This is a genomic window from Amycolatopsis sp. lyj-84, assembly GCF_046549075.1.
Taxonomy (GTDB): domain Bacteria; phylum Actinomycetota; class Actinomycetes; order Mycobacteriales; family Pseudonocardiaceae; genus Amycolatopsis.
On record NZ_JAJPWO010000010.1, the window covers coordinates 165612 to 179825 of the forward strand.

General features: G+C 68.8%; 12 protein-coding genes. 2 read left to right on the top strand and 10 right to left on the bottom strand.

Annotation, left to right across the window (positions count from 1 at the left end; genetic code table 11):
* Window positions 1-3: 3 nt before the first annotated feature.
* The 3 genes from ACLJRM_RS28760 to ACLJRM_RS28770 all read right to left on the bottom strand — a co-directional run bounded on the left by ACLJRM_RS28760 (window position 4) and on the right by ACLJRM_RS28770 (window position 3332).
* A complete protein-coding gene (locus ACLJRM_RS28760; RefSeq protein ID WP_101612945.1) occupies window positions 4-735 on the bottom strand; it encodes an ABC transporter permease in 732 nt (243 codons plus the stop codon).
* Window positions 732-1634: an ABC transporter ATP-binding protein gene (locus ACLJRM_RS28765; protein WP_410664821.1), complete on the bottom strand. Its 903-nt coding sequence runs from the start codon at window positions 1632-1634 to the stop codon at window positions 732-734. The genes ACLJRM_RS28760 and ACLJRM_RS28765 overlap by 4 nt, the downstream gene beginning before the upstream one ends.
* 144 nt (window positions 1635-1778) lie before the next feature.
* The gene (locus tag ACLJRM_RS28770) at window positions 1779-3332 is read right to left on the bottom strand and encodes an alpha/beta hydrolase (protein WP_410664822.1); all 1554 of its coding nucleotides are present in this window, start codon (window positions 3330-3332) and stop codon (window positions 1779-1781) included.
* Window positions 3333-3616: 284 nt separating this feature from the next.
* Here ACLJRM_RS28770 and ACLJRM_RS28775 point away from each other — a divergent pair, with 284 nt between their 5' ends.
* Window positions 3617-4786 (top strand): macrolide family glycosyltransferase, encoded by a 1170-nt coding sequence (locus ACLJRM_RS28775; protein WP_410664823.1) that lies wholly within the window; start codon window positions 3617-3619, stop codon window positions 4784-4786.
* 87 nt (window positions 4787-4873) lie between these two features.
* On the opposite strand, the gene ACLJRM_RS28780 is transcribed toward ACLJRM_RS28775, so the two are convergent.
* The 5 genes from ACLJRM_RS28780 to ACLJRM_RS28800 form a co-directional block, all read right to left on the bottom strand.
* Window positions 4874-6601 (bottom strand): aminotransferase class V-fold PLP-dependent enzyme, encoded by a 1728-nt coding sequence (locus tag ACLJRM_RS28780; protein WP_410664824.1) that lies wholly within the window; start codon window positions 6599-6601, stop codon window positions 4874-4876.
* A complete protein-coding gene (locus tag ACLJRM_RS28785) occupies window positions 6598-7365 on the bottom strand; it encodes an amino acid ABC transporter ATP-binding protein (protein ID WP_101612940.1) in 768 nt (255 codons plus the stop codon). Before ACLJRM_RS28785 ends, ACLJRM_RS28780 begins: the two co-directional genes overlap by 4 nt.
* Window positions 7358-8257: an amino acid ABC transporter permease gene (locus ACLJRM_RS28790; protein WP_101612939.1), complete on the bottom strand. Its 900-nt coding sequence runs from the start codon at window positions 8255-8257 to the stop codon at window positions 7358-7360. Before ACLJRM_RS28790 ends, ACLJRM_RS28785 begins: the two co-directional genes overlap by 8 nt.
* Complete coding sequence (locus ACLJRM_RS28795) at window positions 8244-9206, bottom strand: ABC transporter substrate-binding protein (protein WP_410664825.1); 963 nt, start codon at window positions 9204-9206, stop codon at window positions 8244-8246. Before ACLJRM_RS28795 ends, ACLJRM_RS28790 begins: the two co-directional genes overlap by 14 nt.
* A gap of 155 nt (window positions 9207-9361) precedes the next feature.
* The gene (locus ACLJRM_RS28800) at window positions 9362-10579 is read right to left on the bottom strand and encodes a glycosyl hydrolase family 8 (RefSeq protein ID WP_101613822.1); all 1218 of its coding nucleotides are present in this window, start codon (window positions 10577-10579) and stop codon (window positions 9362-9364) included.
* A 140-nt stretch (window positions 10580-10719) separates the two neighbouring features.
* On the opposite strand from ACLJRM_RS28800, the gene ACLJRM_RS28805 reads away from it, so the two are divergent.
* Complete coding sequence (locus ACLJRM_RS28805) at window positions 10720-11121, top strand: TIGR03618 family F420-dependent PPOX class oxidoreductase (protein WP_101612937.1); 402 nt, start codon at window positions 10720-10722, stop codon at window positions 11119-11121.
* Between the two features lie 92 nt (window positions 11122-11213).
* Here the strand turns inward: ACLJRM_RS28805 and ACLJRM_RS28810 are convergent, their stop codons facing one another.
* Both ACLJRM_RS28810 and ACLJRM_RS28815 read right to left on the bottom strand, forming a co-directional pair.
* Window positions 11214-12419, bottom strand: a complete 1206-nt coding sequence (locus tag ACLJRM_RS28810) for a GTPase (RefSeq protein WP_101612936.1) — start codon at window positions 12417-12419, stop codon at window positions 11214-11216.
* A complete protein-coding gene (locus tag ACLJRM_RS28815; RefSeq protein ID WP_101612935.1) occupies window positions 12416-14182 on the bottom strand; it encodes a dynamin family protein in 1767 nt (588 codons plus the stop codon). The genes ACLJRM_RS28810 and ACLJRM_RS28815 overlap by 4 nt, the downstream gene beginning before the upstream one ends.
* Window positions 14183-14214: the final 32 nt, after the last annotated feature.

Sequence of the window (14214 nt, forward strand, 5' to 3'; positions counted from 1 at the left end):
GGTTCACAGTCTCGCCGTGTCAAGCCGGAACCTCGCCATCACCACGAGCGCGGGCACCACCAGCCAGGCGGCGAGCACCAGGACCGCGGTCAGCGCGCCGGACCCGCCCAGCACCGGCGCGCGGCCGATCTCGCCGAGCCAGTACGTCGGCATGATGTACCCGGCGGTGTTCATCCAGCCGGGCAGGACCTGCAACGGGATCCACAGTCCGCCGAACATGCCCAGCGGCAGCATCAGCGCGCCGGTCACCGCCTGCACGGTGTCGCCCTTGCCGAACAGGCCGATCATCAGGCCCAGCACCGCGAACGGCAGCGCGCCGAGCCACAGCGCGCCGAAGATCGTCAGCCATTGGCCGGTTTCGAGCCGGATGCCGCGGATCATGCCCGCCGCGAAGATCACCAGCAGCACCGGCAGCGCGACGAACAATCCCGCCGACACCTTGACCATCAGATAGCCCGGCGCCCGCATCGGGGTCAGCCGCAGGGTGCGCTGCCAGCCGTCGGTGCGCTCGGTGGCGACGCGCGTGCCGGTGAACAGCGCGGCGGTCATGGCGCCGTACGCGGCCATGTTCACCATGGTCACGGTCGCGGTCGAAATCCCCGGAGCGATCTCGCGGGCGCCGAAGATCCCGCCGAACAACAGGAACATCGCGAGCGGCATGCCGATGGTGAACAGCGCGAACTGCGGGCTGCGGACGATGCGCTTGATCTCCAGCGCGAGGTAACTCAGGTTCATCTCAAAGCTCCTTCGGCCGCATCGGCGGTCAGCGCGATGAAGGCCTCTTCCAGTCCCACGGCGGTGATTTCGATGTTCGCGGCGAGCGGGAACTCACGCAGCAGACCGCGGATGGCGGCGTCGGAATCGGCGCAGCTCAGCTCCGCGTGACCGGCCCGCAGCACCGCGCGCGACACCCCGGGCAGCGCGGCGAGCGCGGCCTCGGTGGCATCCGGGACGGCGGCGCGCAGCACCCGGCCGGCGACCGCGGCCCGGACTTCGCCGACCGGCCCGTCCGCGACGACCCCGCCGTGCCGCATGAGCACGACACGGTCCGCGTAGTCCTCCGCTTCGGCGAGGTAGTGCGTCGCGAAGAGGACCGTGCGGCCCGTCTCGGTGTACTCGCGCATCGCCGCCCAGAAGCGGCGCCGCCCGTCGACGTCCATGGCCGCGGTCGGCTCGTCGAGCACCAGCAGATCCGGATCGCCGACCAGCGCGAGCGCGAACCGCACCCGCTGCTGCTCGCCACCGGAGAGCTTCCCGCAGCGGCGGTTCGCGTACTCGGTGACGCCGGCGCGCTTGAGCACCTCGCGGATGGGCAGCGGATTCCGGTGCAGCGAGGCGAACAGGCCGACGAGCTCGGCGACCGTGGCGTCCCTGAGCAGCGTCCCGTTCTGCGCCATCGCGCCGACCATCCCCCGGTCCATCGCCTCGGCCGCGCTGAGCCCGGTGACGCGGACCTGACCCGCATCAGGCCTGGTCAGGCCCAGCAGCATGTCGATCGTGGTCGACTTGCCCGCGCCGTTCGGCCCGAGCAGCGCCACGACCTCCCCCGGTGCGACCCGCACGCTGACGTCGTCGACGGCCAGGACGTCGCCGAAGCGCTTCACGAGCCCTTCGAGGCTGAACGCGTCCGCCATGACTTTCCCCCTTCGAGCACTCTGAACTACAAAGTCGATACGCACTTTGTAACACAAAGTCCCCTGCCCTGGAAACCCTGGGAGTACATGAAGGCCCCCTTCCTGTACCTAGGCGCAAGGAAGGGGGCCTTCATGTACTTGGAGCTAGGCGGGCACCCGGGAGGTGGCCGCGTCAGCGACTGCCGGAACCGGAGGAGGCACCGGGAGCGGCAGCGGCGCGCATTCGACGTCGGCCGTCCGCCCTGGCTTGCGCGCGGGCAGCGCACCGGTGGCCAGGTAGTCGGCGATCTTGTTGTCGACGCAGGCGTTGCCGCGCGGAGTGATCGCGTGACTCGTGCCGCCCGGTTCACCGATCAGGCGAGCGCCGGGGAACCGGCTACGCACCTCGAGGCTGCCTTCGTACGGCGTCGCCGCGTCGAGCGTCTCGCCGATCATCAGCACACTCGGCACCCTCTTGCCGTCGACCTTGACCGGCTTGCCGGGTTTCGCCGGCCAGTACAGGCAAGGGCCGTTGTACCAGGCGTTCTGCCAGGTGAAGTACGGCGCCTTCTGGTAGGTGCGCCAGTTGTCGTGCTTCCACTGCTGCCAGCTCTGCGGCCATTTCACGTCCGAGCACTGGACGGCGAGATAGACGGCGTAACCGTTGTCGTCACCGCGGCCGCCGAAGTTCTCGAACAGGCCCTTCATCGTCTGCCAGTCACCCTTGTTGACGAACTTCGCGAGCGCGTCACCGAGCAGTGTCCAGCGCAGCTGGTAGTAGGAGGCCTGGTTGAAGACGTCGAGGAACTCGTCCGGCCCGACGTAGCCGCCCGCCGGGACCGCGCGCAGCTTCTTCAGCTGCTCGTCGAAGACCTGCTTCACCGCGGCCTGCGTCTTGCCGAGGTGGTAGACGTCGTCGTGCGACGCGACCCAGCCGAACCAGATGTTGAGGTTGACGTCGTACGCGAGGTCCTGGTTCAGATTGGCCTGGTACCAGACATTACGGGGGTCCACAGTGGAATCGAGGACCATCCGGCGGACGTGCTGCGGGAACAGCGTCCCGTACACCTGGCCGAGATAGGTGCCGTAGGAGTACCCGTAGAAGTTCAGCTGCTCGGCGCCGAGCGCCTTGCGGATGCTCTCCATGTCCTTGACCGTGTCGGTCGTCTTGATGTTCTCCAGCAGCGCGCGGCTGTTGTTCTTCGCGCACGCGTCGGCGTAGGACTTCGAGCGCTGCAACCAGGTCTTCTCCAGCTGCCGCGTCGTCGGCACGTATTCCGGCCGGTTGTAGTCCATGTAGTTCGGGATGCACGAAAGCGCGGGCTTGCTGGAGCCGACGCCGCGCGGGTCGAAACCGACCCAGTCGTAGGCGTCACCCGCGTGGTTCGGCACGCGCGTGCCGCGGGTCGCGAGCAGCAGCCCGGAACCGCCGGGGCCACCGGGGTTGGTGAGCATGACGCCCTGGTACTGCGCTTCGGGCGTCTTGTGCTTGACGCGGCTGAGCGCGAGCTGGATCTTCTCGCCGCGCGGGCGCGAGTAGTCGAGCGGAACGGACAGGTAGCCGCACTCGGCGCCGGCGTTGATCAACGTCGGGTCGGTGCACGCCCCCCAGGTGATGGTCTCGGCGGGTTGCGCCGCTTCCGCCGCACCGGCGGGCGCGGTCACCGCGACCGAGGCGAGCGTGGCGACGGCCAGCGCGGTGATGAGCACACGTCTCAAGGTTTTTCCCTTTCCCTCCAAAGGTGAAAGCCCCGAAACCCTATCCACGTCCATGACCTGCGGAAGCCCTTCGGCGAAGGTCCCTACCAACGGCGGGTCCCGATCGCGGCAAACCGGGCAACCGGTTAATCGGTTGGGAGGCCGCGCGGCGGGCGCTAGGCTGTCGATCATGATCTGCCGAATCCGCATGCGCACCGCCTGAGACGGCGTGACCGCAGGGCCCCCGCGATCGGGAGGCCCCTTTTCTGCGCGCCGTCTGACGTCACGATCTCAGACAGGATCTCATGCAGAACCACATCGCGATGATCGGCTGCACCGCGCCGAGCCACATCTACCCCTCGCTGGCCGTCATCCGTGAGCTGGTCGCTCGTGGGCACCGGGTCAGCTACGTCGTCGGCGAACCGCTCACCGGGCTGATCGAGCCGACCGGCGCCGAGGTGGTCGCGCATCCGTCGATCCTCCCGCTCGGCGACCAGTCGGCGTGGCCGGAGGACCCGGGGTCCCAGATGCGGGTCTTCCTCGACGAAGGCATCCAGGCGATGCCGGTGCTGACCGATTTCTACGACGAGAACCGCCCGGACCTGCTGCTGTACGACATCGGCGGTCTCCCGGCACCGATCCTGGCCAGGCGCTACGGCGTCCCGGCCGTGCAGCTGTCCCCGACGTATGTCGCCTGGGACGGCTACGAAGAGGACATGGCCGAGATCCTGACCTCGATCCGGACCTCACCGTCCGGAAAGGACTATTTCGCCACGTTCACCCGGTGGCTGAGCGAGAACGGGATCGAGGCCGACGCCTGGGACTGGATCTCCCATCCGGAGCAGGTGCTCGCGCTGCTGCCGAGGGCGATGCAGCCCAACGTCGACCGGGTGCCGTCGTCGGTCCGGTTCGTCGGCCCGGCGCTGGACCCGGAACGCCTCGCCGACCGGAGCTGGACGCCGCCTTCGAGCGGCAAGAAGGTCCTGCTGATGTCCCTCGGCACGGCGTTCACCGATCAGCTCGACCTGTTCCGCGCGTGCGTGGACGGGTTCCGCGATTCGGACTGGCACGTGGTCATCTCGATCGGCCAAACCGATCCTGCCGATCTCGGGCCGCTGCCGGAGCACATCGAGGTGCACCCGTTCGTCCCGCAACTCGCGGTGCTGGAGGCCGCGTCGGCGTTCATCACGCACGCCGGCATGGGCGGCAGCACGGAATCGCTGTGGTACGGCGTGCCGACCGTCGCGATCCCGCTGGCCACCGACGGTTTCGGCAACGCGGCGAAACTGGCGGAACTGGGCGTCGGCGAGGAGCTCGCGGCCTCGGACGTGACGGCTTCCGTGTTGCGTACCGCCGTCGAGCGGGTGGCCGGGTCGCCTTCGGTCGCGGCTCGCCTCGCCGAGGTCCGGGCCGAGACCCGGGGGAACGGCGGGATCGCGCGGGCGGCGGATGCCGTTGAGTCCTTCCTGAAGTAGCTCCTGTACCGCGTCACCAATGCTATGAAAGGCCCGTTACTTGCAAAATTTGCAAGTAACGGGCCTTTCATAGCGCGCGCGGGAGCGTCAGGTGCCCCGGATCTCGTTCAGGTAGTTGTAGATCGTGTACCGCGTGACGTCGAGTTCCCCGGCGAGGTGGTCCACCGAGTCCTTGATGAGGAAGAATCCCGCCTCGTCCAGTTCCCGGACCACGGCCGCCTTGTGCCGCTTCTTCATCAGGTCCACCGGGATCCCGGCCTTCGTGACCGCGCGCCCGACGAGGAACCGCTGCAGGCTGTCGACGTCCGGCGGGAACGTCTCGGGTTCGTGCCCGTTGGCCTTCGGCGCCCCGTCGGTCAGCCGGTTGACGCACAGGCAGCCGATCGCGACCCCGTCGGCGTCCCGCAGGAACACCGTCGATGACCGGATCGCGCGTCCGTCGGGGCCGTGGGTTTCGTAGTTCGTCAGGTCCTGTGTGGTGCCGCGGCGGACCAGGCCCAGCAGGAGATCCGTCATCGGACCGCCGACCGTCCGGCCGGTGAGGTCACCCGCGATGGCGACGATCGAGTCCGGCAGCCTGCTCAGGTCGTGCAGCAGGACTTCGTTGCCCGGCCCCAGCATCGCCGCGAGCGCGTGCACCGCCGGGACGAGCGCGGTGAGCAGATCCCCCGACACCGCCGACGCGACGACAGGCGCCTCGAAAACACTGACCGGTTTCGTCAAGCGTTCCAGCGCCGAACGCACCAGTTCCGCCGTGCTCGCCGGTGTCGACGCGTGCGGGGACAGCCGGACGTGCTCCGGCCGTACGGTCGCGGCGATCCCGGCGTTCGCCAGCGCGGAGCCGACCTGTTCGGCGGCGTGGCCGGGCACAGTGAACGCGAGGATCCCGGCCCGCCGCTCGACGGCCGAAACCACCTCGCCGCCCACGGATTTCACGACCTCTTCGAGTTCTCCGACGCGTTCGGCGATCCGCCCGGCGATGGCCGCGACACCCGCCTCTTCCACCAGTTCCAGTGCGGCCGCGAACGCGCCCGAGGTGATCGGGCTCAGGTTCGAGATCGACCACGCGGCCGCGGTGTCGTCGGCCGGATGGATCTCGTCGTCGAACAGGCCGGGGTCACGGGCGCCGGTCCAGCCGGACAGGATCGGCTCCATCCGCTCCAGCGCCCGGTCGGACAGGACGGCGAAGCCGGTGCCCCAGCCCGCCCGCAGCCACTTCTGACCGCCGACGACGAGCACGTCCGCGACCTCCCACGGCGCCTCGGTCACCCCGAAGCCCTGGATGCCGTCGACGACGAGAAGCCGGTCCCCCACCACCTCGCGGATCGCCGCCAGATCGGCGCGGTACCCGGTGCGGAAGTCGACAGCGCTCACGCTGACCAGCGACGTCTCCGCCGTCAAGGCCGCCTTGACGGCGTCCGCCGTGACGTTCCCCAGCGGCAGCCGGCGCACTGTCAGCCGTCCAGCCTGTTCGGCCCGCGCCCACGGGTACGTGTTGGCCGGGAACTCCGACGCCGAGACCAGCGCCTCGCCGCCCGGGGCGTTGAACGCGGCCTGGAACAACCCGAGACTGGTGTGCGGCAACAACACCGTGTGGTCGGTGTCGCTGCCGGAAAGCCGTGCGGCGGCGGCCTTGGCCCGGGTCTCCTGCCGCATCAGGTCATCCACAGTGGACGGTCCGGCCTTGGTCGAGGCGTCGAGCAGGCTCGCCGTCGTGTCGAGCACGGCGTGCGACGGCGGCCCGAACCGGGCGAAGTCGAGGTACCCGGCCGGTTCGCCGAACTGCAGCAGGTACCGCGGCGAGATCCGCGTCATGCGAGGACCCGGGCCAGGAACTGCTTGGTCCGCTCGTGCTTCGGCGAACTCAGGATCTCCCCCGGCGGGCCGGTCTCGACGACCGCGCCGTCGGCCATGAACACCACCTCGTCCGCGGCCTCGGCCGCGAACCCCATTTCGTGCGTCACCACGACCATCGTCATCCCCTCCGCGGCCAACGTACCCATCACCGCCAGCACCTCGCCCACGAGTTCCGGGTCGAGCGCCGACGTCGGCTCGTCGAACAGCATCAGCTTCGGTTTCATCGCGAGCGACCGGGCGATCGCGACCCGCTGCTGCTGCCCGCCCGACAACTGTGCCGGATAGGCGTCGGCACGGTGCGCGAGGCCGACCCTGTCCAGCAGGTCGAGCGCCTGTTCCCGAGCCTCGTCGGCCGGGACGCCGAGCACCCGCACCGGCCCCTCGACGACGTTCTGCAGCGCCGTCCGGTGCCCGAACAGGTTGAACCGCTGGAACACCATGCCGATATCGCGCCGCTGACGGGCGACTTCGCGTTCCTTCAGCTCGTACAGCTTCCCGTTCTTCAGGCGGAACCCGATCGGCTCGCCGTCGACCCAGACCTGTCCGGCGTCGATCGTCTCCAGATGGTTGACACAGCGCAGGAACGTGCTCTTCCCCGCGCCGGACGGGCCGAGCAGGCAGACCACCTGTCCTTTGTGGACTTCGAGGTCGATCCCGCTCAGTACTTCGGTGTGGCCGTAGCTCTTGCGGACTCCGACGGCCTTGAGCAGCGGCTCAGCCACGTTCACTCCTCACCAGCGGCGCGGTGCGCAAAGCCTTGGCGGCACGGGAGAACGGACTTCGCGACCGGTCTTCGGAGTCGAAGGCCCGTTCCAGATAGTGCTGCCCGACCCCGGCGACGGTCACCACGACCATGTACCAGACCGCGGCGGCCAGCAGCGTTTCCATCACCAGCAGGTTGTTGGACGAGATGTTGTTCGCGGCGTGGATCAGTTCGGTCACGCCGATCACCGACGCCATCGACGTCCCCTTGAGCATGTTGATGAAGTCGTTGCCGGTCGGCGGGATGATCACCCGCATCGCCTGCGGCAGCACCACCCGGCGCAACGTCGCGCCCGGCGACATCCCGATCGACTTCGCCGCCTCCGTCTGCCCACTGTCGACACTGTTCAGCCCGGCACGGACGATCTCCGCCATGTACGCGCTTTCGTTGAGCGCCAAGCCGAGCAGCGCCGCGGTGAACGCGGTGATCAGCACGTTGGTCTGCTCGTGCAGCAGGTAACCGCCGAACGGCAGCGGGATCGAGATGAACTCGAAGACCAGCGCCAGGTTGTACCAGATCAAAATCTGCAGCAGCACCGGAAGTCCGCGGAACAGCCAGATGTAGCCTGCCGCGAACCAGCGCGCCACCGGATTCGCCGACCGGCGCATCAGGGCGATCACGATTCCGATGACGATCGCCGAACCCTGCGCGATCACCGCGAGCAGCACGGTGTTGAGCAGACCGACCGCCATCACCCGGTACCACAGGAACTCCGGGACGGAATCCCACTGGATCTGGGCGTTCCCGAGCGCGATCCCGAGCAGGACCAGCAGCACGAGGATGACGACGGCGCTGACCCAGCGGCCCCAGTGCCTCAGCCGGACGATCGGCAGCGGTTCAGCTTCCGCCATTGAGCTTCGCCTCCTTGACCGCGCCCTGCTCGACGCCCCAGGCCTGGAGGATCTTGCCGTAGCCGCCGTCGGCGATCAGGGACTGCAGCGCCTTCTGGACGGCCTCGGCCAGCGGCTTGTTCTCCTTGTTGACGCCGATGCCGTACGGCCCGCCGTTGAGCGGCTCGCCGGGGACGACCTCGAAGAACTTGCCCTCGCCCGCGGTACGCGAGATGTAGACCGCACTGGGCAGGTCGTTGAGGATGGCGGCGACCCGCCCGGTGCGGAGCTGGTTCTGGTTCTGGGTGTCGCTGTCCGTCGCGGTCACGGTCAGCGCGGGCTTGCCGCCCTGCGTGCATTTGCCGTTCTGTTCTTCGGCGAACTTCTGGTGGCTCGTGCCCTGCACGACCGCGACGTTCTTGCCGCACAAGGTGTCCGGGCCGGAGATCCGGTCGGGGTTTCCCTTGCGGACCATGATCGTGATTCCGGAGGAGAAGTAATCGACGAAATCGATCTGCGCCTGACGCGTCTTGGTGTCGTTCATCGCGGCCATCGTGAGATCGACGCGGCCGGACTGGAGGCTCGTGATCAGCGAACCGAACGCCATGTCCTGGTGGTGCACGGTGACGCCCAGCTTCTTGCCGATGGCCTTGGCGAGGTCGACCTCGTAGCCGATCGGGGTCTTGCCGTCGGCGGCGTAGAAGTTGTTGGGCGCCGACTGCAGGTTCGACGCCAGGTGCAGCATCCCGGCCTGCGTGTATTTCGCGGGCAGGACGACGGCGGAGTCCTTCTGGACGGACTCGATCAGGGCGGTCGTGTCCGGGATCGCGGCGGGCGCCCCCGGTGCCGCGGGTTCCTGGCCGCCTGCCCCGTCGGGCCCGCCTCCGCAGGCCGCGGCGACGAGTGCGGCCAGGCCGGTGAGCACGGCCAAGCGCCAGGTTCGGGTCAGGGTGTGCGGCGTCGACGGCATGACGGACCTCCACAGGCTTCGGATGGTCGCCGACGCTACAACTGCCTGTTGAAGAGGTCAACTGTTAGTTGAAATCTTGTCCGGTGGGTGTCCGTAGCGCGCGTGAAGGCCCCCTTCCCTCTGCTCAGTCGAGGGAAGGGGGCCTTCACGGGAGGTCAGACAGCGATGTAGTTACCGGAGAGGATGAGCAGGACCTGCACGGTGATGCCGGTGCCGTAGTAGTCCGTGGCGTTCGGCGTCCACGTGGTGACACGGGTCCACAGCTTGTCCAGCCAGGCCTGGCTGCCCGGGTCGTTCATCGCAGCGATGGCGAACGACGCGGTGAAGCAGGGATGCTGACCCGTCTCGCCCGAGATCTTGGCGCCCGACAGCGTGTAGCCGGTGGTGATCTTGGCCGGGTCGCCGCCGGTCGTCTGCTGGATCCAGGTGTTCATCTTCCGCACCTGGCCCTGCGCCGGGCTGCCCGAGACGGTGACACCGTCGACGCCGAGGCGCCACGGGTCACGGCAGGCGTTGTAGCTGTACTTGTCGTCCTTGCCCTCGAGGAAGTCGAACGGGGCGGGCTTCGGCGTGGAGTTGGTGTTGACGACGAAGTCCGGGATCAGCCCGGTCTTCGGCGCGTACTGCTGCTGGAGCTGGGTGACGGCCTGCTCCTGCCGGGTGCGGACCTGCCCCCAGAACGAGTCGCCGGTGGCCTTCTCGAACGCGCGGAGGTGGCCCGGCATCCAGTCGGAAGAACGCGAGCTGTTGATGTACTTGCCGCTGTCCGCCCAGTCGGCCAGCCGCATGAACTTGGTGGTGGGGTGCACCTCGCTGCGCTTGATCGCCTTGATGATCCGCAGCGCCTCGGCCTTGTAGTTCACCGAACCGCCGCTGCCCCAGACCTTGTCGGCGATGAGCAGGCCGTAGGCGATTTCGAGGTCGCCGTCGGTCGCCGAGTCGGTACCGTTGACACTCTTGCAGTTCGCGTCCTGCTCGGCGGCGTGGAGGTCCTTGTCGATCGACGAGGGGTGCGCCTTCACGAACTTCAGGATGCCGTCGAAGACGGTGCGGGCCTGCGAGTCCTTGTCGCCCATCATGGCCGCGATGGTCATCCCGTAGCCCTGACCCTCGGCGACGAAGGCGTGGTCGGCGTCCGGCGCCTTGACCGCGTAGGTGCCCGTCCCGCACTTGGTGGTGAGGAAGTTCTTCTTCCAGAAGTCGTAGTACTTGGCGAGTGCCGCGTCCTGCGTCGCCTGGGACACCGACGGGCGGAGAACGCCTGGCAGGTAAGGGGTTCCTTGAGCGGTGGCCGCGGTGGCGGGGGCGGTCGTGGCGACCAGCCCGGCGGTCAGCGCGGCCGCGGCCAGCACTGTCCGAACGGTCTTTCTCATGGCTCCTCCGGAAACGTCGTTGGTGGCGGCGGCGCTTTTCGAGGGTGACATCCGGGTCGGCCAAAAACAAGAGAGTTAAGAAAGTTTCCTTACTATTACCTCAAATGACGCTTAAGTGAACGGTGGCCTAGCGTGAGCACATGACGATCGACCTGAGCGCGCGCGGCGAGACCTTCCGGGAATTCTGGACCGAACGGCATCTCGCCACCCTGACCACCGTCCGCCCCGACGGGACCCCGCACGTCGTCGCCGTCGGGGTCACGGTGGACTTCGAGACCGGGATCGCTCGCGTGATCACGTTCCGCTCGTCCAAGAAGGCCCGGATGATCAAGGAAGCGGATGAAAAGGGCATTCCGGTCGCCGCCTGCCAGATCGACGGCCCTCGGTGGTCCACTTTGGAGGGACGGGCGGTGCTGCGCGAGGATCCGGAGTCGGTGCGCGACGCCGAAAACCGTTACGCCGCACGCTATCGGGAGCCCAAGCCGAACCCGGAGCGCGTGGTCATCGAGATCACCGTGACCCGGGTGCTCGGCAACGCCTGACGCGGGACCAGCCCCGGAGCTGAAGGGGCCTTTCCCCTCGTCACATGCGGCGAAGGGCGCTTTGCCCTCATCCCATGCGGGGAAAGGCCCCTTCAAGCCACGAAGAGGCTGAGCAGTCCTTCCACCGAGCGGACGATCACGCGTGCCGCGGCCCGTTCGGCGTGCGCGGCGTCGGCCCGTTCCGCCTCGTGCCGCCATCCGGCGAGCGCGCTTTCGGCGCCCGCGTGGATCTCGGCCGGGTCCGCGCCGGGTTCGAGGCCGAGCCGCTCGGTGGGCGCGAGGCCCTGCGCGCCGAGCAGCCGGGCGGCCTCCTCCGCGACTTCCCCGGACAACGCCGTGCGGCCGCCGCGGATGTCGGCGATGAGCCGCAGTTCCCGGAAGTCGTGCGCGGCCGCGGCGAACCGCTCCACGCGTGCGGCCAGCCGGTCGCCGTGCGGGATCGGTTCGGCGGCGAGCAGGCCTTCCAGCCGCAGCACCGCCGTGCGGGCCTTCAACGCTTCGGCCCTGGCGACGAAGCATCCCGCGAGCGCGTCCCGCAGGTCGCCGAGACCACTGCGGTGCACGAGTTCCGCCGAAAGCTTCAGCCTGCTCTCGCAGCCCGTGCGGATCAGGGTGATCGCGAGCCGGACGCCGTAGAGCCCGAACCGCGAAACCAGGTGTTTCCTCGACTCCGGCGGGACCCCCACCGGGAACGGATCGTCCACAAAGGAATCCACGGACAGGAGATACCGTTCCAGTTCTTGACGGGAGACCGTCGCCAGCGCGCGCAGCACCGCGAACTCGTCGTCCCGCAACGCACGCCCCGCGTAGCCCAGTTGCCCGGCGACGGCGATGACTCCCTGGAACCCCGCGCAGTTCGGATCCTCGCGCCAAGCCCGCCGCGCCAGCTGTTTCGCGGTGAGCAGCGCGTCGATCCGGCCCGCGCCGACCTCGTCGGCCCTGCCGAGCACCAGCACCGAGTTCACCGCGCTCTGCCGCGCGAACGCCGAACCGCCCACCGGCCGGGCACCGGCGAGTTCGTCGGGTTCGAGGTGGCGCACCAGGCGCACCGTCGCGTCGACGTGTTCGGCGAGCGCCGGGGTGTCGAACAGGTCGAGGTCACGCAGGGCCCGCGTCGGCCATTCCGACAGCGCGGAGACCAAGGTGGACTTACCGGTCCCCGGCGTGCCGACGAAGCCGACGCGCAGCGGTTCTTCCAGTCTCTCCAGGCATTCGTGCAGCATCGCCACCGCGTGCGGGCGGTCCCGGTAGAGCGCCGCGGCCTCAGTCACCAGTTCACGGACATCGAGAGCGGTCACGCCGAGAGCTCCCGGCGCGGCGCCGCGCCGCTGCCGAGCGCGCCCGCCTTCCGGTGCAGGGCGGCGAGCCGGTCGATCTCCTTCTTGACCCGCTGGGTGCGCCGGTCCCGTTCGGCGGATCCGGCGATGATCAGTTCCCGTTGGCGGGTCAGCTCTTCCGCGAGGTCGTCCGACAGCGCGGCGAAATGGTCGCGCAGCCGCCGCTGGACCTGGCGGATCTCGTCCTTGATCTCCTTGCTGAACCGGATGAACACGTCGTCGACGTGACGCTGCGCCGCGGCCTTCGCCAGCGCTTGCCGCCGCTGCAACCGCATCCCGCCTTCGTCGCGCACGCTCTTCGTGGCGAACGCGACACCGGCGCCGAGGGACACCGGGTTGATCAGCGGCAGCCCGGCGAGACTCGTGACCAGGCCGAACATCAGCACGCCGCCGTAGGAACCGCGCAAGCCGGTGAAGAGTTTCTGCCCGATCTTGAACCGCTCGATCTTGGGGGCGCCGACCTCGGGGATCGAGTCCACTCCGGATCCGGTCAGCGGCAGTTCCGGTGCCTGGCCGTAGCGCGGCCCGAAACTCGTGGCGACCGCGTGCGCGATCCACGTCGACCGGTCGGACACCCAGTTGTAGTTCGTTTCGACGGCCTCGGCGAGGTTCTCTTCCAGCCAGGTCTGGAAATCCGGCCAGATCTGCACCGGGTCGCCTTCGTCGAAGGTGCGGTCGATATGCCGCACGATCTGCCGGGTCCGCTCGCGCAGGTCGTATTCGGCGTCGGACACCAGATCGGTGATCTCGTCCGACAGCAGGTTCTGCCAGCGGACGTTCTGCCGCCGCAGTTCCTCGGTGCGCCGTTGTGCCTGGTGCAGCAGGGTGACCTGGTCGACTCCGTTGTCCTGCGAGACGGCGTTGAGTCGCGTCTGCAGGGTCTCGACCAGCTCGACCGCCGCCGCGCGGACGCTCACCGCGGCGGCGAGCGCCCGGGTGCGTTCGATCGGGCGCGAGGCCTGTTCCCCCACCCAATTCAGGAGTTCCGGGAAACCGGACCGTCCGTTGAGGCCGGCGTCACCGGCCTTCGCGGCGGCTTGGCGCACCGTCGCGGACACGGGGAACACATCGGCGACGACGCCGGTCTCGGAAAGCGCGGTGCGGTTGCGGGCGGCGAGTTCACGCCAGTCCGGGCTGACGTCGATCTTGGTCAGCGCCAGCACCAGTGCCGGGCACCAGGTCCGGATGTGCCGGGCCAGCGCGAGTTCGGCGGGCTGGAGTTCCTGCGTCGCGTCGGAGACGAGGATCACCGCGTGCGCGTCGGCGAGGACGTCGAGGGTGGCCGCCGTGCGTGGCGAGCGCGGATCCCCTATCGCCGGGGTGTCCACCAGCACCAGACCCGTGCCGAGCAGTTCACGCGGCAGGCCGACCTCGACCCGGCGCAGGGAACCGGGCGGCCGGATCTCGAGTTCCTTGGCGAGCTCGGCCACCGGCACGCTTTCCCTGGCGTGCCCGACCAGGGTGGCGGCCGCGTCGGGGGCGTACCCGATCTCGGTGGGGACGGCGGGGGTGCTCGCGTCCCCGACCGCGCAGACCGGGGCGTTCAGCAGCGCGTTGAGCAGGTATCCCTTGCCCTGCTTGGGAAAGCCGACCACCGCGATCCGGGTGCCCGGAACCCGCTGGTCCCGTCTCCGCCGCAGGCGTTCGGCCAGGTCGGCGCGGCCGTGGGCGGCACAGGCGTCCAAGGTCTCGTTGAGCACGTCGAGCCAGGCGGGGGCTGTCACGGGGATGCAGTGTTCCCTTAACCAAGCACGGA